14 protein-coding genes, 1 other RNA gene and 1 other annotated feature are annotated in these 17,803 nt (G+C 45.7%); of the genes, 13 read left to right on the top strand and 2 right to left on the bottom strand.

Translation table 11 applies throughout. The annotated features are described in order from the left end of the window. The first annotated feature begins 42 nt into the window (after nt 1-42). From recJ to ssrS, 8 genes are all read left to right on the top strand, one after another. Nucleotides 43-2,388 carry a single-stranded-DNA-specific exonuclease RecJ gene (recJ, locus tag CHH58_RS05880; protein WP_095260724.1) on the top strand — a complete coding sequence of 782 codons (2,346 nt, stop codon included), beginning with the start codon at nt 43-45 and terminating at the stop codon, nt 2,386-2,388. Beyond that, entirely contained in the window at nt 2,378-2,893 is a 516-nt protein-coding gene (locus CHH58_RS05875) for an adenine phosphoribosyltransferase (protein WP_038561596.1), read from the top strand. Before recJ ends, CHH58_RS05875 begins: the two co-directional genes overlap by 11 nt. Nucleotides 2,894-3,059: 166 nt before the next feature. Then, nucleotides 3,060-5,276 (top strand): RelA/SpoT family protein, encoded by a 2,217-nt coding sequence (locus CHH58_RS05870; RefSeq protein ID WP_095226833.1) that lies wholly within the window; start codon nt 3,060-3,062, stop codon nt 5,274-5,276. Between the two features lie 18 nt (nt 5,277-5,294). Next, nucleotides 5,295-5,756, top strand: coding sequence for a D-aminoacyl-tRNA deacylase (dtd, locus tag CHH58_RS05865; RefSeq protein ID WP_095262157.1), 462 nt, complete (start codon nt 5,295-5,297; stop codon nt 5,754-5,756). A gap of 81 nt (nt 5,757-5,837) precedes the next feature. Continuing rightward, nucleotides 5,838-6,008, top strand: coding sequence for a hypothetical protein (locus CHH58_RS18325; protein WP_170937534.1), 171 nt, complete (start codon nt 5,838-5,840; stop codon nt 6,006-6,008). A gap of 46 nt (nt 6,009-6,054) precedes the next feature. Further along, nucleotides 6,055-6,273, top strand: a binding site (T-box leader). A 76-nt stretch (nt 6,274-6,349) separates the two neighbouring features. Beyond that, entirely contained in the window at nt 6,350-7,642 is a 1,293-nt protein-coding gene (gene hisS, locus CHH58_RS05860) for a histidine--tRNA ligase (protein WP_095226835.1), read from the top strand. Beyond that, a complete protein-coding gene (gene aspS, locus CHH58_RS05855) occupies nt 7,635-9,419 on the top strand; it encodes an aspartate--tRNA ligase (protein WP_095226836.1) in 1,785 nt (594 codons plus the stop codon). Before hisS ends, aspS begins: the two co-directional genes overlap by 8 nt. Nucleotides 9,420-9,481: 62 nt before the next feature. After that, a non-coding RNA gene (ssrS, locus tag CHH58_RS05850) (6S RNA) lies at nt 9,482-9,660 on the top strand. Between the two features lie 58 nt (nt 9,661-9,718). On the opposite strand, the gene CHH58_RS05845 is transcribed toward ssrS, so the two are convergent. Both CHH58_RS05845 and CHH58_RS05840 read right to left on the bottom strand, forming a co-directional pair. Then, the gene (locus CHH58_RS05845) at nt 9,719-10,465 is read right to left on the bottom strand and encodes an RsfA family transcriptional regulator (protein ID WP_095232880.1); all 747 of its coding nucleotides are present in this window, start codon (nt 10,463-10,465) and stop codon (nt 9,719-9,721) included. Nucleotides 10,466-10,570: 105 nt separating this feature from the next. Continuing rightward, on the bottom strand, nt 10,571-11,839 hold the full coding sequence (locus tag CHH58_RS05840; protein ID WP_095260722.1) for a replication-associated recombination protein A: 1,269 nt from the start codon (nt 11,837-11,839) through the stop codon (nt 10,571-10,573). A gap of 158 nt (nt 11,840-11,997) precedes the next feature. Between CHH58_RS05840 and cymR the strand changes: the two genes are divergently transcribed. The 5 genes from cymR to recD2 are packed head-to-tail and all read left to right on the top strand — an operon-like array spanning nt 11,998 to nt 17,778. After that, nucleotides 11,998-12,417, top strand: coding sequence for a cysteine metabolism transcriptional regulator CymR (gene cymR / locus CHH58_RS05835; RefSeq protein WP_095226839.1), 420 nt, complete (start codon nt 11,998-12,000; stop codon nt 12,415-12,417). A 15-nt stretch (nt 12,418-12,432) separates the two neighbouring features. Continuing rightward, nucleotides 12,433-13,581 (top strand): cysteine desulfurase family protein, encoded by a 1,149-nt coding sequence (locus CHH58_RS05830; RefSeq protein WP_095232878.1) that lies wholly within the window; start codon nt 12,433-12,435, stop codon nt 13,579-13,581. 5 nt (nt 13,582-13,586) lie between these two features. After that, entirely contained in the window at nt 13,587-14,699 is a 1,113-nt protein-coding gene (gene mnmA / locus CHH58_RS05825) for a tRNA 2-thiouridine(34) synthase MnmA (protein ID WP_095232877.1), read from the top strand. Nucleotides 14,700-14,753: 54 nt separating this feature from the next. Next, nucleotides 14,754-15,428, top strand: coding sequence for a tetratricopeptide repeat protein (locus CHH58_RS05820; RefSeq protein WP_095232876.1), 675 nt, complete (start codon nt 14,754-14,756; stop codon nt 15,426-15,428). A gap of 13 nt (nt 15,429-15,441) precedes the next feature. Continuing rightward, nucleotides 15,442-17,778 (top strand): SF1B family DNA helicase RecD2, encoded by a 2,337-nt coding sequence (gene recD2 / locus CHH58_RS05815; RefSeq protein WP_095232875.1) that lies wholly within the window; start codon nt 15,442-15,444, stop codon nt 17,776-17,778. Nucleotides 17,779-17,803: the final 25 nt, after the last annotated feature.

Below are 17,803 nucleotides of genomic sequence, written 5' to 3'. Positions count from 1 at the left end.
ACCAGGCTCTAGTATAATAGCTTGGTTAGGGGGTCTTTTTTTATGTTGGAAAGTAGAATGAGATGGAAGGATAATAGCAGCCGCCATTCAGCTCAAGAGCCGATGGGATTAGGTGTTTCTCCGCTTGTGGAGCAGTTGCTCATACAGCGCGGAATCACGTCAGAAGAGGCTGCAAAACGGTTCCTTCATCCGTCTCTTGAGGACCTACACAGCCCGGAACTTATTTCTGATATAGATGTTGCAGCGCAACGGATCCATGCTGCAGTGGAGCAGGGTGAAAAAATTCTGGTTTTCGGAGATTATGATGCAGATGGAGTTTCATCCACTGTTGTTTTATTAGAAGCATTACGGGAGCTTGGAGCGGACTGTGATTATTATATTCCGAATCGGTTTACGGAAGGATACGGACCAAATGAGGCAGCTTTCCGAGCTGCAAAGGACAACGGCTATCAATTGATTGTAACAGTAGATACTGGTATTGCTGCAAACCACGAAGCGGAAGTAGCGAAACAAATCGGAATTGATCTTATCATCACTGATCACCATGAGGTACAGGAAGCAGTCCCAGAAGCTGTCGCAGTTGTACATCCGAAATGTTCGCCAAATTATCCTTTCCATGAGCTTGCTGGAGTAGGAGTAGCTTTCAAACTAGCTCATTATTTACTTGGTTATTTCCCAAAACAGCTGCTTGATCTGGTTGTGATTGGAACGATTGCTGATTTGGTACCGCTTGTTGATGAGAACAGGGTACTTGCTGCTGAAGGATTAAAGGCAATTGCATCGTCGACAAGGCCTGGAATCCGCGCGCTGAGAGACAGCTGCGGACTAGATGGAATCGTAACAGAAGAGGATATTGGCTTCAAAATCGGTCCGCGTATCAACGCTGTCGGACGATTACAGGATGCTGACCTCGCTGTCGAACTGCTGCTTGCAGCTTCGTATGAGGAAGCTGCAGAAATGGCAGAGGAAATACAATCACTCAATACAGAACGGCAGAATATCGTAGCTAAAATAGCTAAAGAAGCAGAAGCAATGGTAAGAGAACAGTCTGCGGAAGATAGTAGTCATGTCATCATCGTTGCCAAGGAAGGCTGGAACGAAGGGGTACTTGGAATTGTGGCCTCTAAATTGGTGCGAACCTTCGATCGCCCGGCGATTGTGCTGGCAATTCATCCGGAAAAAGGCACGGCAAAAGGTTCAGCGCGCAGCATTGATGCTTTTGATTTATTCCATCATTGTATGCAGGTTCGTGATCACTTCATCGCTTTCGGCGGACATGCCCAAGCGGCCGGTATGACATTGGAACTGGAACAATTGGATAGATTGAGAAAAGCATTGAATCAAATGGCAGCTGAATCGCTTTCAGCTGAGGATTTCAAACAAACTCTTGCTATCGACTTGTCGGTTACCGTCGGTGATGTATCGATCGATTTGATCCGAGACATGGCTCAGCTCTCGCCTTTTGGAATGCAAAATCCCAAACCGCTCGTTAAGCTTACTTCACCAATGCGGGAAGTGAAGCTCATCGGAGCGAATAAGAACCATCTTAAGTTCGTATTTGCAGAAGATAGCGTACAGTTAGACGGTGTATGCTTTGGTCAGGGAGAACTTTATCCATTCCTCACACCGGCAGATGACTTGGAAGTTGTTGGAGAGTTGTCTATCAATGAATGGAATGGCAGACAAAAACCGCAGATTTTGATTGAAGATGTCGCAATTCGCTCTTGGCAGCTATTTGATCATAGAGGCAGCAAACAGCTGCAGAAAGTTGTTCAAATCAAAGACGAAGAAGAGACAGCTGTCGTACGATTCCGGCCGAATACAGATTTAAGCTGGCTGTCTGATCAAATTCGCATTCTTGATTTTGAGACAGAAGGTCTTGCAAATGCGGCCAGCAATATCAAGGCGGTCATACTCGCCGATCTGCCCCGCCGTATGACCGATATCACGTATGTATTGCAGCATATACAGCCAGATTTAATTTATGCCTGCTATGACGTCAAGGAGAACGCCTATCTGCAAGGTTTCCCAGATCGTGACCAATTTAAAATATTCTATGCGATTGTGCTGAAGCAAAAGACGATTGATTATCGCCAGCTCGAAGATTATCTGAAAAACAGCCGGGGCTGGAGTCTTGAGAGGACCAAGTTTATTTCCGACGTGTTTTTTGAGCTGGAATTTGTTAAACTAGATAAGGATCAAATTTCAATCAACCAAAATCCTTCCAAACGTGATCTGGCTGACTCCGAAGTCTACCAGGGATTGAAGGAAGCGATAGAAGTCGAGAAGATCTTATATTATTCCGGCTATAAGGAATTGAGAGCGTGGCTGGAACGCGTACTTGAACGCGGGGAAGTTATCGAGGAGGAAGCAGTAAATGGATTATAAAAAATATATTACAGTCGTAGAGGACTGGCCGAAACCAGGTATCAGATTCAAAGATATCACCACATTGATGGATAATGGTCCGGCATATAAATCAGCGGTAAATGAAATCGTGGAATTCGCTAAAGATAAAAATGTGGACTTGATTGTCGGTCCTGAAGCCCGCGGCTTCATCGTTGGATGCCCAGTATCTTATGCGCTGGATATCGGCTTTGCCCCTGTCCGTAAGGAAGGCAAGCTTCCTCGTGAAGTTATCAAAGTCGCTTATGGACTTGAATACGGCGAGAATGTTTTGACAATCCATAAAGATGCAATCAAACCAGGACAGCGCGTCCTTATTACGGATGATTTGCTCGCAACTGGTGGTACAATCGAAGCGACAATCAATCTTGTTGAACAGCTAGGTGGTATTGTTGTCGGATGTGCGTTCTTCGTTGAACTGTCTTATCTTGACGGCAGAGACAAGCTAGACGGATATGAAGTGCTTACACTGACTAGCTACGAATAATGTTAAACATAACTAGAGTGCCTCTTATGGGGCACTCTTTGTTTCATTTTAAGAAAGAGACACTTGTCGAATAGAATGGATATTTGTTAAGCTTATAAAAATAACATGTGACAGTTTAGAACCCTCGTCGCTTATGCAGACGATGAGAAGGAGTTTAACTAAAGAGATGCCAAAGGAAAAAGTTCTCACGGCCGAAGAGGTCATACAAGAAGCAGCCCGATATCTGTCGGACGAGCATATAGATTTTATCCGGAAAGCGTATGAGTTCGCCGAAAAAGCGCATGAAGGACAATTCCGCCGTTCCGGGGAAGCTTATATTATCCACCCTGTTCAAGTTGCGGGAATTCTTGTTCATCTGGAACTCGATGCTGAAACAATCGCAGGTGGCTTCCTGCACGATGTAGTGGAGGATACACCTGTTACGGTCGAAGAATTGGAAGCGGCTTTTAATGCCGAAGTAGCTATGCTAGTCGACGGTGTTTCCAAGCTTGGGAAAATTAAATATAAATCTAAACAGGCACAGCAGGCTGAAAATCACCGAAAGATGTTCGTTGCAATGGCAAAGGATATCCGGGTTATTTTAATTAAGCTTGCTGACCGGTTGCATAATATGCGTACACTGAAGCATCTGTCACCTGAAAAACAACGCCGAATTTCCAATGAGACACTGGAAATCTTTGCGCCACTTGCGCACAGACTCGGAATCAGCACGATCAAGTGGGAACTTGAGGATACGGCTCTTCGCTACATGAATCCTCAGCAATATTACCGTATCGTACACTTGATGAAGCAAAAGCGCGATGAACGGGAAAGCTACATTGGTGACGTAATGGATCAGATACGCAGCCAGCTTAGTGATATTCATATCGATGCTGACATATTCGGACGTCCAAAGCACTTGTACAGTATTTACCGGAAGATGGAGTATCAGCATAAGCAGTTCAATGAAATTTATGACCTGCTTGCGGTTCGAGTGATTGTGAAGAGCATCAAAGACTGTTATGCCGTTCTTGGTGTGATTCATACTTGCTGGAAGCCGATGCCTGGCAGATTCAAGGATTATATCGCGATGCCTAAACTTAACTTGTATCAATCCTTGCATACGACTGTTATCGGTCCAAAGGGCGACCCGCTTGAGGTGCAGATTAGAACGGAAGAGATGCATGAGATCGCCGAATATGGTATCGCAGCCCATTGGGCGTATAAAGAAGGCAAACAGCTAAACACGAGCACGCAAAAGAAATCATTTGAAGAGAAGCTGACATGGTTCCGAGAGATACTTGATTTCCAGAATGAATCCGAAAATGCGGAGGAGTTCATGGAATCTCTTAAGCTCGACCTTTTCAGTGACATGGTTTATGTGTTCACACCAAAGGGTGATGTTATCGAACTTCCTTCTGGTTCTGTTCCGATTGATTTCGCTTATCGTGTCCATACAGAAGTGGGGAATCATACAGTTGGTGCGAAGATAAACGGCAAGATGGAGCCGCTTGAGTATAAACTGAAGAATGGCGATATTGTCGAGATGATGACTTCCAAGCACTCCTATGGCCCTTCTCAGGACTGGGTTAAACTTGCACAGACAACTCATGCACGTAATAAGATCAAACAGTTCTTCAAGAAACAGCGCCGCGAAGAGAATGTTGCCAAAGGCAAAGAGCTTGTGGAAGAAGAAGTGAAACAGTCTGGCTTCGATTTGAAGCTTGTATTTACGCCGGACAACCTTCGCAAGGTAGTCGAGAAGTTCAACTTCACATCAGAGGAAGATATGTATGCAGCTGTAGGCTATCAAGGTATCACAGCAGCACAGATCACGACTAGACTGACTGAGAGCCTGCGTCGTCAGTACGAAAAAGAAGAAGTGATGGAGAAGACGATTGAAACAGCGAAGATGGCAAGTGCGTCCAAATCCGCTGCCTCAAGCCGCAAGCGGGATTCCGGGGTGCGTGTCGAGGGTGTCGATAATATGCTCGTTCGCCTTTCTAAATGCTGCAACCCTGTACCAGGTGACGAAATTGTCGGTTATATAACGAAGGGAAGAGGAGTTTCTGTCCATCGTTCCGACTGTCCGAATATGCAAACAGAAGATGCTCAAACGCGTAAGCTTCAAGTCGACTGGGAAAACAATGCAACCATTTCCAAGCAATATCATGTTGATCTGGAAATCACTGCTTTTGACAGACATGGATTGATGAATGAAGTGCTGCAGGCTGTCAATGAGACTCGCACGCAGATTACTGCTGTCGATGGCAAGTCTGATCGGAATAAGCTTGCAACAATCCATCTGACCATTTTAATACACAATACTGGCCATCTTCGGAAGATTGTAGAGCGTATCAAACAAATAAAAGATATTTATACCGTTACGAGAATGCTGCAATAGAGAAATGAGGCGCAAGAGATGAAAGTAGTAGCACAGCTTTCAAAAGAAGCCTCCGTCACTGTACGTGAAGAGGTTATCGGAAGAATTGGCAAAGGATTCATGCTGCTTGTTGGCATCACACATGAAGATACGGAAGCGGATCTTGATTATATCGTGAATAAATTAATTCACCTCCGCGTCTTTGAAGATGATGACGGTAAGATGAATGAGTCGCTCCTTCAAATCGGCGGAGAAATTCTGTCCATTTCCCAATTCACACTGTATGCTGATACTCGGAAAGGACGCCGGCCCAGCTTCACTGACGCTGCTAAGCCGGATATTGCTATTAAGCTTTATGAAAAATTCAATCAAAAGCTTACCGAAGCAGGCATTCACGTGGAAACTGGAGAATTCGGTGCGCATATGGACGTACAGCTCATCAATGAGGGACCAATTACTATTATCCTAGACAGCGCGGATCGACCGAACAAGGAAGCATGATGCTTTCTTGTTTTTTTTTGTATAAAAAGCGGATGAATCGAGAATACTAGTGATGAAAAAATCCGTAAAGGTGTGATCAGCTTGCGAGGCAGTGATGCACAGCAGCATGTATTCGCCGCAGCTCGGCTGGATGCTATCCGGCTTAGAAGTGAACCGGCTTCACTTATCGACGATCCGATTGTACCGGACTTCATAGGATCGCCAAACAGTATGGAACGAAAAAAATTACAAGAACGGCTAAAACAATCTTGACAATCTTTCTTACAAACATGTACTATTATTACAATCTAAAGAAACCGGAAATCCGATGAGGGAAAGAGTAAGTCGAAATCACTGTGAACAGAGATCAGGCGTCATTGGCTGCAAGCGCCTGGCACAGCTTCGAACTGAAAGACATTCCTTAGGATCACTGTCGAACAACGCAGTAGACAGTGACGTAGCAGGCGTTAACTGACCAAGGTGGGATACAGCTGTATCCAACTAGGGTGGCAACGCGGGAAAAACTCCCGTCCCTTGTGTTATAAGGGACGGGGGTTTTTTGTCGTTATTTTTAGGAATCCGGGGATTGGGTCATTAGTCGAGGAGGTTATCACATGGAGATGAAAGCGCCAAGAGGTACACAGGATATCTTACCTGGTACATCGGAAAAGTGGCAGTACGCAGAAAAAGTACTGACAGATCTGGCAAGTAAATTCAACTACAAAGAAATCAGGGTGCCGATTTTTGAACACACAGAGTTGTTCCTTCGCGGTGTAGGGGAAACAACCGATATCGTGCAGAAAGAAATGTACACATTCAAGGACAAAGGTGATCGCAGCTTGACGCTGAGACCAGAAGGAACGGCTTCTGTCGTTCGCGCATATGTGCAAAACAAACTTTATGGGTTGCCAGAGCAGCCAACGAAGCTGTTCTATCACGGACCGATGTTCCGCTATGAGCGACCGCAGCAAGGACGCATGCGTCAGTTCGTTCAATTCGGTGTAGAAGCATTGGGTAGTGAAGATCCGGCGATCGATGCAGAAGTAATCAGCTTGGCAATGAGCGGTTATCAGCAGTTAGGCTTGAAATCATTGAAACTGATTATCAACACGCTTGGAGATAAAGATAGCCGTGATGCACACCGAGCAGCTCTGATCGAACACTTCACACCTGTCAAAGATGAGCTATGCAGTGACTGCCAGAATCGTCTGGAAAAGAACCCATTGCGGATACTTGATTGTAAGAAGGACCGGGAGCACCCGAAAGTGAAGAGCGCACCATCCATCCATGATTATCTCAATGACGAATCCAAAGCATACTTCGACGGAGTTAAAGCGAATCTGGATGCAATCGGTATTCCATATGAAGTAGATCCGAATCTTGTTAGAGGCTTGGATTATTACAATCACACAGCATTTGAAATCATGAGTAATGCAGAAGGTTTCGGTGCTCTTACGACTCTCACAGGCGGGGGACGTTATAACGGTCTTGTCGAAGAAATTGGCGGACCATCCACACCAGGTATCGGTTATGCACTGAGTATAGAACGTCTATTATTTGCATTAGAAGCAGAAGGTATTGAACTGCCTGTTCAAGCTGGAACTGATGTTTATGTGGTTGCACTTGGTGACGAAGCTGTCCAAAAAGAAGCAGCAAAGCTGACATATCAGCTGCGCTTAGCTGGAGTAACAGCAGATAAGGATTACCTTGGCAAGAAAATGAAGGGCCAATTCAAGGCTGCCGATCGCCAGCAGGCGAAGTTCGTTGTTGTACTCGGTGAAGATGAGCTGGAAAAAGGCGTCATTTCCTTGCGTAATATGCAAGATGGACAGCAGAACGAAGTAGCAATCAAAGAAGCTGTTGAAACAATCAAACAACAGCTGGATGGAGGAAAAGCGGATGAGTGAAAGACAAAAGGCGGGGCTGCTGCGAACGAGCCATGCAGGCGAGACAGTAACAATCAAAGGGTGGGTACAGAAACGACGTGATTTAGGCGGATTGATTTTTGCTGATATTCGTGATCGTTCCGGAATCGTACAAGTCGTCTTTAATCCGGATGTATCCAAAGAAGCATTAGAAACTGCTGAGCAAATCCGCTCTGAATTCGTAGTTAGTGTTACTGGTAAAGTTGTGGAGCGCGAAGATGCAACTAAAAATCCAAACATGGCAACTGGTGAAATTGAAGTTGTTGCAGAAGAAATTGGTATCTTGAACAAAGCGAAGAGTCCAGCATTCCAAATCGAGGATGAAGTAGATGCATCCGAGGATGTCCGCTTGAAATACCGCTATCTTGATTTGCGCAGAAAACCGCTGCAGGAGACATTCCGTCTTCGCCATCAAGCAACGCAAGCAATCCGCAACTTCTTGAACGAAGAAGAATTTTACGAGATGGAAACGCCGATGCTGACGAAAAGCACACCAGAAGGAGCGCGCGACTATCTTGTACCGAGCCGTGTGCATCCAGGTGAGTTTTATGCGCTTCCGCAATCTCCGCAGCTTTTCAAACAGCTGCTGATGATTTCAGGCTTCGAGAAGTATTATCAGATTGCCCGCTGTTTCCGTGATGAAGATCTGCGCGCTGACCGTCAGCCAGAGTTCACTCAAATAGATATCGAGACTTCGTTCATGTCCACAGAAGATATCATCGGCATGACAGAACGCATGATGAAGCGTGTCATGAAAGAAGTGAAGGACGTTGAAGTTCAAGTGCCATTCCCGCGTTTGCCTTATGCAGAAGCAATGGAACGTTTCGGTTCTGATAAGCCGGATACGCGTTTCGGACTAGAATTGATAGATGTGAGAGAAGCAGTGAAATCTGCTGACTTCAAAGTATTCCAAGATGCAATCCAGAATGGTGGCCGCGTCAGCGCAATTAACGTCAAAGGACAGGCGGCTAACTTCTCACGTAAGGATATCGATGCATTGACTGATTTTGTTAAGATTTATGGTGCAAAAGGACTTGCGTGGGTCAAAGCAGAAGCTGATGGTAGTTTGAAAGGGCCAATTGCGAAATTCCTTGATGAAACTGTCCAGAGCCAGCTGAAAGAAGTTCTTTCTGCAGAAGCGGGTGACTTGCTAGTGTTTGTTGCAGATAAGACAAAAGTGGTCTTTGATAGCTTAGGCGCATTACGAAATAAGCTTGGCCGTGAGCTTGGACTGATCGATGAAACAAAATTCAACTTCCTTTGGGTAACTGATTGGCCGTTATTCGAATATGACGAAGAAGAAGGCCGCTATTACGCAGCTCATCATCCATTCACGATGCCGGCAGCAGCAGATATCGACAAGCTGGAAACAGATCCTTCCTCTGTCAAAGCTGAAGCATATGACATTGTTCTCAATGGTTATGAGCTAGGAGGCGGTTCGCAGCGTATCTATCAAATGGATCTGCAAAACCGGATGTTCGAAGTTCTTGGCTTCACGAAGGAAGAAGCGCAGGAGCAATTTGGCTTCCTATTGGATGCATTAGAATCTGGAGCTCCTCCACACGGCGGAATAGCACTTGGTTACGATCGTTTCATCATGCTATTGTCCAACAGCACAAACCTTCGGGATACAATTCTGTTCCCGAAAACTGCATCTGCGACAGATCCACTGACAGATGCTCCGGATCCTGTAAGCAAAAAGCAGCTGGATGAGCTGTATTTAGATATTCAGAAAAAATCAGCAGGGCAGGAAGCATAATAGACAGAGTTACCAGTTGAAATCTCTGTGTATCCATGCTAATATAGTTCCATAAACAAATAGCAATCCTGATGTGTACGTTCTTCATATGTTTTGACCGATTACAGTGAAGTACGGGAGCCCGAAAGTCTTCGCGCGGCATGCAAGCCTCCATGGAGTGGACGCATAAAGTGCGAATCAGGGCACCCACCTGCGGAGAGCGGGTTCAAAACTTCAATAGGACGGCACGATCGGGATTGCTATTTTTCCGTTAAAAATGAACAAAGCAGCACACACCCTACTAGGGTATGTGCTGCTTTTTATTTTGCGACTTGTTCTAAGTTGCCATTTTTGTCCATCCTGAAAGCTGGGGGTGCAAAGGCATCCTTGTCGTCGAAGATAACCATTTTCCTTGCACGATCCATAATCTGTATTAGCACCTGATAATCAGCTTTCATCGTTTTAAGCTGATTTTTTAAGCTCTCGCATTCTTCTGTAAGCTGTTCGTTTACATGGCGGAGGTTATGGTTCTCGGCTTCCAGCTGATGAATGGTATGCCGGCTCGTTTCACTAGTTTGATAACCTTGCTCCAATGATTGCAAGTAGCTGATTACCTGAGACAGGTTCAGATCATCAGCTTGCATGCCGCTATCGGTCTCTGTTTTAGTTTCAGTATGTTCACCAACAATGAATGTCTCTTGTGCAATCTCTGCTTCAAAACGGGCTGTTTCTTCATCCATTGTAATCGGGAAAGCTTGTTGTGTTTCCATCACGGACATTACCGGTACTGACTGATGAACGGGTGCAGCAACTGGTTTCTGCGCTCTTTGTTCAGCACGTTTTTTCTCCTTGCGCTGTCGTTTGGCAATTGCAACGGCCTGTTCGTAGCGGTTGCGGATTTCCGCGTTCCAGCGGAAGCCGCAAGCTGCAGAGGTGCGATTCAGTTTGTCACCAACTTCATCGAAGGCTCTCAGTTGAGTGCTTCCTTCCCGAATATGCCGAAGCACGGTTTCGGCCAGCAATAAGTCGTCTTCATGACTCCATGCATCTTGTCTTACTTTAACCATATGGGCTAACACTCCATTTCTTATCTGTTAATCTACAAACATAGAAAGTAATAAAAACTGTTAGCCCTATTGTTACCGCAGACTACTGCTCGTATACCTATAACCTCATTTTCTTTTTGTCACGCGTTCATAGACTTGTTTGAGAGCTTGTTCAAACTTGCCTGTGTCTACCGGTTCATAATATCGTCTGTTCTTAAGCAGGTCGGGTAGATATTGCTGCTCCACCCAAGCACCTGGATAATCATGCGGATATTGATAATTTACGCCGCGGCCCAAATGCTTAGCCCCTTGATAATGGGCATCCTTCAGATGTGCAGGCACCTCACCGACTTTGCCTGAACGGATATCCGACAGTGCAGCATTAATGCCCTTATAAGCGCTGTTTGATTTAGGAGATAAACAGAGTTCTACGATTGCGTTAGCCAAAGGAATACGTGCTTCAGGGAAACCTACGCGTTCAGCTGCTTCTACTGCAGCTAAAGCCCGAGGTCCTGCTTGCGGATTGGCTAGCCCAATATCTTCGTAGGCGCACACAATCAACCGGCGCCCAATACTGTCAAGGTCGCCTGCTTCAATTAAACGGGCCAGATAATGTAAGGCTGCATTTACGTCGCTGCCGCGTATCGATTTCTGGAAAGCGCTCAGTACATCATAATGTGCGTCGCCGTCTTTATCATGAGAAAAGCTTTTCTTTTGCATGCAAGCTTCTGCAACTTCCAAATCAATTTGGACAGTCCCATCTTGTGCTGGGGTAGAATAAGCGGCAAGTTCCAGACCGTTCAATGCTGCCCGCAAATCGCCGCCTGATGAACTTGCAAAATGCTCCAATGCATCTTTCGTTATGTCCAGCTGCATAGCGCCCAGTCCTTGGTCAGGATCATCTACTGCGCGCCCGAGTGCTTCTTTTACATCCGCCGGTTCCAGGCTATTCAATTCGAACAGATGGCATCGACTCCGGATTGCCGGATTTATAGAATGATAGGGATTGCTCGTTGTGCAACCAATCAATGTTATTAAATTGCTCTCAACATGCGGAAGAAGGAAATCCTGCTTCGCTTTATCAAGACGATGGACCTCATCTAGTATAAGAACGAGCTGACCGCTCATCTTCGCTTCTTCTACCGCAATCTCCATATCCTTTTTCTTGTCCACTACCGCATTCAGGAGCTTGTACCGAATCTGAACACTGGAAGCAAGCGCGATGGCCATCGACGTTTTCCCCGTCCCAGGCGGTCCGTAAAGAATCATCGAGCTCAATCGGTCCGCCTCCACCATTCGCCGGATCATTTTACCTTCTCCTACGAGATGTTTTTGGCCGATGATCTGGCTGATATCCTTCGGCCGCATGCGGTAAGCTAATGGTTGTCTGGCCATAATTATTCCTCCATCCTGTTTCTGCTTGTCTTAGCGTATCCAGCGACCGGGGAAAATGCAAGCCACTTGCTATCCATGGTATAATATTTTCTGGTATAATAATCGTTATTGTTTTGAAAACCGCACATTACTGAGGCAGTTATGAGGAGTTTTAAGAGATGAAAATATCGACTAAAGGACGATATGGATTGACTATCATGATCGCATTAGGAAAGCATTATGGAGAAGGACCAGTCTCCTTGAAGACTATTGCGACAGAAAATAAATTGTCCGAGCATTATTTGGAGCAGCTCGCTGCACCGCTCAGGAATGCCTGTCTGGTCAAGAGTATCCGCGGCGCCAAGGGCGGCTACATGTTAGCATCACCGCCAGCAGAGATTACGGCTGGAGATATCATCCGTACGCTTGAAGGTCCGATTACACCTGTCGAGGGAATCGAAGAGGAAGAGCCAGCTAAGCAGCAGCTTTGGCTGCGCATCCGTGATGCCGTCAGGGACGTATTGGATACGACAACTTTAGAGGATCTTTGCCGTCATGGAGATGATGAGAGTACAGATCCGTATATGTTTTATATTTAATGGAGGCAAGCAGTTATGAAACCAATCTATCTTGATCACGCCGCGACATCTCCAATGCACCCGGACGTCATTCAGGCGATGATTCCGGTGATGGAGGGCACATTCGGCAATCCATCCAGTGTTCATGCATTCGGCAGAGAAGCACGGCATATCGTGGATGTTGCACGTGAGAGAGTTGCAGCAAGCATCGGTGCAACGGATAAACAGATTATTTTCACGAGCGGAGGAACAGAAGCTGATAATATGGCTCTCATTGGTGTGGCGAATGCCTGCCAAGAACAAGGTAAGCATATTATTACAACTGCAATCGAGCATCATGCTACACTACATGCAGCCAACTATCTGGAAAGCCAAGGCTTTGAGGTGACATATCTGCCGGCCGACGCGTCAGGAGCAATTAAGCTTGCTGATTTGCAAGCAGCACTTCGACCGGACACGGTACTTGTATCTGTGATGATGATCAATAATGAAACAGGTGTCAAGCAGCCGATCCAAGCAATTGGGGACTTGCTTCAATCCCATCCTGCATATTTCCATACTGATGCTGTCCAAGCTTATGGAACAGAGGAGATTGATGTGAAAACACTTGGAGTCGACCTTTTGAGTGTATCAGCACATAAAATCAACGGTCCAAAAGGAATTGGCGCTTTGTATCTAGCTGATGGTGTACGTATAAAACCGATCACTTACGGCGGGGAACAGGAGCGCAAACGCCGTGCGGGAACAGAAAATGTTGCCTCAATTGCAGGTTTTGGTAAAGCAGCAGAACTTGCAATGCAAAAACGGACAGAACGCAAAGCAGCGTATCAGATGCTTCAGGATACTTTCATTTCTGAGCTTAAAATCGCTGGAATCGATTTTTCCATTAATGGAGAATCAGGTCAGCGTTCAGCTGGAATAGTCAACATCAGTTTTCCGGGGACAAATGTTGAATCTCTACTGATGAATTTTGATTTGTCCGGTGTTACTGTATCCAGCGGTAGTGCCTGTACAGCAGGTTCTGTCGATCCATCACATGTATTGAAAACGATGTACGGTGATGATGAGCGTGTCACGAACAGTATCCGTTTCAGTTTCGGATATGGCAACACAGCTGAATCCGTCGCAGAGGCTGCCCAGACAGTCGCTGCTATTATAAAACGTCTAACAAAAGGAAAGGAGTGACAAAGATGAAAGAAAACAAAGATATTCGTGTTGTCGTCGGTATGAGCGGCGGTGTCGATTCTTCCGTTGCTGCCCTATTGCTTAAACAGCAAGGGTACGACGTAGTCGGCATCTTCATGAAAAACTGGGACGATACAGATGAAAATGGCTTCTGTACCGCTACAGAAGATTATGAAGATGTTAAAAAAGTTGCAAACCAAATCGGTATTCCATATTACGGGGTGAACTTCGAAAAGCAGTATTGGGATAAAGTATTCACGTACTTCCTTGACGAATACAAAGCTGGACGCACGCCGAACCCTGACGTAATGTGCAACAAAGAAATCAAATTCAAAGCTTTCATGGACCACGCTATGTCTCTTGGAGCAGACTATTTAGCAACAGGACATTATGCACAAGTGGAAGAGCGTGACGGCAAGACAGTTATGCTGCGCGGCTTGGATGAAAATAAGGACCAAACATATTTCCTAAACCAGCTGACAGAATCAACTCTTTCTAAAGTTATGTTCCCATTAGGAGGAATGGACAAGAAAGAAGTACGTCGTATCGCAGCTGAAAACAATCTTGCTACTGCAACGAAAAAAGATTCCACTGGTATTTGCTTCATCGGAGAGCGCAATTTCAAGAGCTTCCTAAGCGAGTACCTGCCAGCACAGCCTGGCGTCATGTCCACACTTGACGGCGTGGTAAAAGGTAAACACGACGGTCTTATGTATTATACAATCGGGCAGCGTCAAGGTCTTGGTATCGGCGGAGAAGGCGAACCATGGTTCGTTGTCGGGAAAAACCTGAAGGAAAATATCTTGTATGTAGAACAAGGCTTTAATCATGATAGTTTGTACTCCGATGCTCTAATCGCTACGGATATGAGCTGGGTTTCCGAAACAGAACTGTCTGAACCGATTACGGTAACTGCTAAGTTCCGTTACCGCCAAAAAGACAGCAAAGTGACGGTTACACCAATCGGTGATAACAAAGTACGTGTCGATTTCCATGAACCGCAGCGAGCAATTACACCAGGACAAGCAGTTGTCTTCTATGATGAAGATGTATGTCTTGGCGGCGGTACAATCGATGATATCATCAAGAACGAACAACAGCTTGAATACGTCGGTTAAAACAGAAACCCTTGTCTTATGGCAAGGGTTTCCCTTACATAGAGGAGTGAAAAAATGGATCATATTAAATTAGGAATAGAAGCTTTGCAGAAGCAGGATCTTGAGGAAGCTGCAAAGCATTTTAATATAGCTATCGAAGAAAATCCAAACGATCCAGTTGGATATGTCAATTTTGGTAATCTACTGATGCGGATGAATGAATTGGAGAAAGCAGAGCGTTTCTTCCAGCGTGCCATCGAGCTTGATGAAAAAGCTGCGACAGCTTATTATGGTCTCGGAAGTATGTATTACACGGGAGAAATGTATGATAAGGCGATTCAGCAGCTGATGGAAGCAGTGAAACTTGGTCTGGATGAAGGGGACGTCCATTATCTGCTTGGTATGTCGTTACAGCAGACTGGACAGGAAAAGCTTGCACTTCCTTACTTGCAGCGTGCTACGGAGCTTGAGGATCGTGATGCAGCCATCGTTTTCCAATATGGTTTGGCACTAGCGAACGCAGGAGAAGTTGATACAGCGCAGCAGGTGCTGCTTGACCTTCTGGAATGGAGTCCAAATCATAGCGATGCCCTGTATAATGTAGGTGTCGCGTATCTGTACCAGCAGCAGTTTGAAAAAGCGTTCGCTTATATGGATAAAGCACTCGAAGCACAGCCTGATCATGAAATGGCTATGCACGGAAAGGTGCAAATTGAACTAATTATGGAGCAAATCGAGAACGAAGAGTAAGGAGCACAGGCGTATGGAATATGGGGAGACTGCCGAAAGCCCAAAAGGCTTTGTGAAAGGTGAATTATTGCATACGATTTTCCGGAAAGAAGAAGAACAGTTTTCCATTGTCCGGATCAAGGTATTAGAAACCAACGAGACGATTGAAGAGAAGGATATCGTCATCAAAGGGTATATCGGGGAACTGGACCAAGGCGAGCCCTATCTGTTTTATGGTTCAATGGTCAGTCATAAACGATTCGGTGAACAGTATGAAGTGACGGAATACAAACGGTATATGCCGGAAACAAAGGATGGGCTTATTCAGTATCTTTCCAGTGATCTGTTCTATGGTATCGGAAAACGGATTGCGGAAAGAATTGTAGCGAAGCTCGGTGAGAATGCGATAGCAGATGTTCTATCAAATCCGGAATTGCTGGATGGTATTCAAGGGCTGAACGATGAGAAGAAAGAACGGTTCCTCCACGATCTGCGTACGCATCAGGGATTCGACCACGTGATGGTACATCTGTCGAAGTATGGTATCGGGCTGAAGCTTGCACAGAAAATCTATAAGGTGTATCGCGATGAAGCAATCCAAGTACTGGAGAAGGATCCGTACCAGTATGTATTTGACATTGAGGGCTTCGGTTTTCATCGGGCGGATGAAGCTGCTCGTAAGAATAACCTGGCAATGGACCATGACAGCCGGCTTCAGGCCGCATGCTTGATGGTGCTGCAAGACAGCATGCAGGCAGGTCATGTCTATTTGCCGAATGAAGAAGTGCTTAAACAAGCAGCTGCTCTTTTGCGCAGCGCGCAATTTGGAATCGGGGCAGACCAGATTGAAGAACAGCTTGGTGTGCTGCACGCTCAGAAAAAGGTTGTCAAACAAGAAGAGCGGATTTATCATCCGATGCTTTACTTTGCAGAGACAGGTTTTTGCAGTCATATGCAGCGATTGACCGAAAAAGAAACCAAAACGGAAATTATCCAGGCAGAGCTTCTGAAGATTATCGGCAAGATGGAGGAAGCGGAGACGATCAGCTACGGGAAAGAACAGTTTGAAGCAATCGAGCAGGCGCTGCAATCAAAGGTGATGATCTTGACTGGGGGACCGGGAACTGGTAAAACGACGGTTATCAAAGGGTTCATCAAAGCTTATGCCGAACTGCATGAACTGTCTCTCGATCCGAAGGACTATAAAGACAAAGATGAGAATTATCCATTCGTCCTGACTGCTCCAACCGGAAGGGCAGCCAAGCGAATGAATGAATCAACTAATATTCCAGCCAGCACAATCCATCGTTTGTTAGGGTGGGACGGCAACGACTCATTCGAACGAGATGAAGATAATCCGCTAGCTGGAAGGCTGCTGATCGTTGATGAATTTTCGATGGTCGATATTTGGCTGGCAAACCGATTATTCAAAGCCATTCCAGATGATATGCAAGTACTGCTTGTCGGTGATGAGGATCAATTGCCTTCTGTCGGTCCAGGGCAGGTGCTGTCTGATTTACTTCGTTCAGAGGCGGTACCGCGTGTGATGCTAAAAGATGTGTATCGACAAAAAGAAGGATCGAAAATCATTACGATTGCCCATGCTATCAAAAATGGAACATTATCACAAGACGAACTGGAGAAGGATAAGGATTTCAACTTCATTCCTTGCCGGGAACATCAAGTCGTCGATGTGATTACTCAAATTGTTGGCAGGGCCGTCGAAAAAGGCTGGGATTTGCGCGATGTGCAGCTACTGGCTCCGATGTATCGCTCGCAGGCTGGTATTCATGAATTGAATAAACAGCTCCAGCAGCTCGTCAATCCAAAGGACAAGCAGAAGCGGGAGATGGCGGCAAAAGATGTTATTTTCCGTAAGGGTGACAAAGTCATTCAGCTTGTCAATGACCCGGAGGAAGGCGTCTTCAATGGAGACATCGGTGAAGTAGTCGCTTTGTTTCGGGAAGAAGAAAATATCGAGCAGAAGGAGCAGCTTGTCGTTGCCTTTGAGGAAAAAGAAGTTGTCTATGAAAGCAAGGATTTATCGAATCTAATGCATGCGTATTGTATTTCTATCCATAAATCCCAGGGCAGTGAATTTCCAATCGTTATTTTGCCTGTCGTACCGGGTTATCGCAGGATGCTTCGTAAAAATCTGCTGTACACTGGGATAACGAGAGCACAGCGTTCCTTGATCCTTGTCGGGGAAAAGCAGGCGTTTCTCCAAGGAATTCAAACCGAAGATACGAACCAGCGCTATACTTCCCTTGTGGAGCATCTTGGTTTCCGTGAAGAGGGAGATGACATCGATCGGATGCTGCGTGAGGCAGAAGCTGAGCAGGAAGATATCTCTCCATACGATTTCATGTAGTATATACGCGGAAATAATTGGACAT

The sequence above is a fragment of the Terribacillus saccharophilus genome, from assembly GCF_002272745.1.
Classification (GTDB): domain Bacteria; phylum Bacillota; class Bacilli; order Bacillales; family Amphibacillaceae; genus Terribacillus; species Terribacillus saccharophilus_B.
Note: the sequence above shows the minus strand (reverse complement) of the source record. Positions and strands in the feature narration are given on the sequence as shown.

What these genes read in the sequence shown, in the direction of transcription:
- recJ (WP_095260724.1), top strand. Translation starts at nt 43, where the DNA reads ATGTTGGAAAGTAGAATGAGATGGAAGGATAATAGCAGCCGCCATTCA.
- CHH58_RS05820 (WP_095232876.1), top strand. Translation starts at nt 14,754, where the DNA reads ATGGATCATATTAAATTAGGAATAGAAGCTTTGCAGAAGCAGGATCTT.
- CHH58_RS05830 (WP_095232878.1), top strand. Translation starts at nt 12,433, where the DNA reads ATGAAACCAATCTATCTTGATCACGCCGCGACATCTCCAATGCACCCG.
- CHH58_RS05870 (WP_095226833.1), top strand. Translation starts at nt 3,060, where the DNA reads ATGCCAAAGGAAAAAGTTCTCACGGCCGAAGAGGTCATACAAGAAGCA.
- mnmA (WP_095232877.1), top strand. Translation starts at nt 13,587, where the DNA reads ATGAAAGAAAACAAAGATATTCGTGTTGTCGTCGGTATGAGCGGCGGT.
- hisS (WP_095226835.1), top strand. Translation starts at nt 6,350, where the DNA reads ATGGAGATGAAAGCGCCAAGAGGTACACAGGATATCTTACCTGGTACA.
- CHH58_RS05840 (WP_095260722.1), bottom strand. Translation starts at nt 11,839, where the DNA reads ATGGCCAGACAACCATTAGCTTACCGCATGCGGCCGAAGGATATCAGC.
- CHH58_RS05875 (WP_038561596.1), top strand. Translation starts at nt 2,378, where the DNA reads ATGGATTATAAAAAATATATTACAGTCGTAGAGGACTGGCCGAAACCA.
- aspS (WP_095226836.1), top strand. Translation starts at nt 7,635, where the DNA reads ATGAGTGAAAGACAAAAGGCGGGGCTGCTGCGAACGAGCCATGCAGGC.
- CHH58_RS05845 (WP_095232880.1), bottom strand. Translation starts at nt 10,465, where the DNA reads ATGGTTAAAGTAAGACAAGATGCATGGAGTCATGAAGACGACTTATTG.
- dtd (WP_095262157.1), top strand. Translation starts at nt 5,295, where the DNA reads ATGAAAGTAGTAGCACAGCTTTCAAAAGAAGCCTCCGTCACTGTACGT.
- cymR (WP_095226839.1), top strand. Translation starts at nt 11,998, where the DNA reads ATGAAAATATCGACTAAAGGACGATATGGATTGACTATCATGATCGCA.
- recD2 (WP_095232875.1), top strand. Translation starts at nt 15,442, where the DNA reads ATGGAATATGGGGAGACTGCCGAAAGCCCAAAAGGCTTTGTGAAAGGT.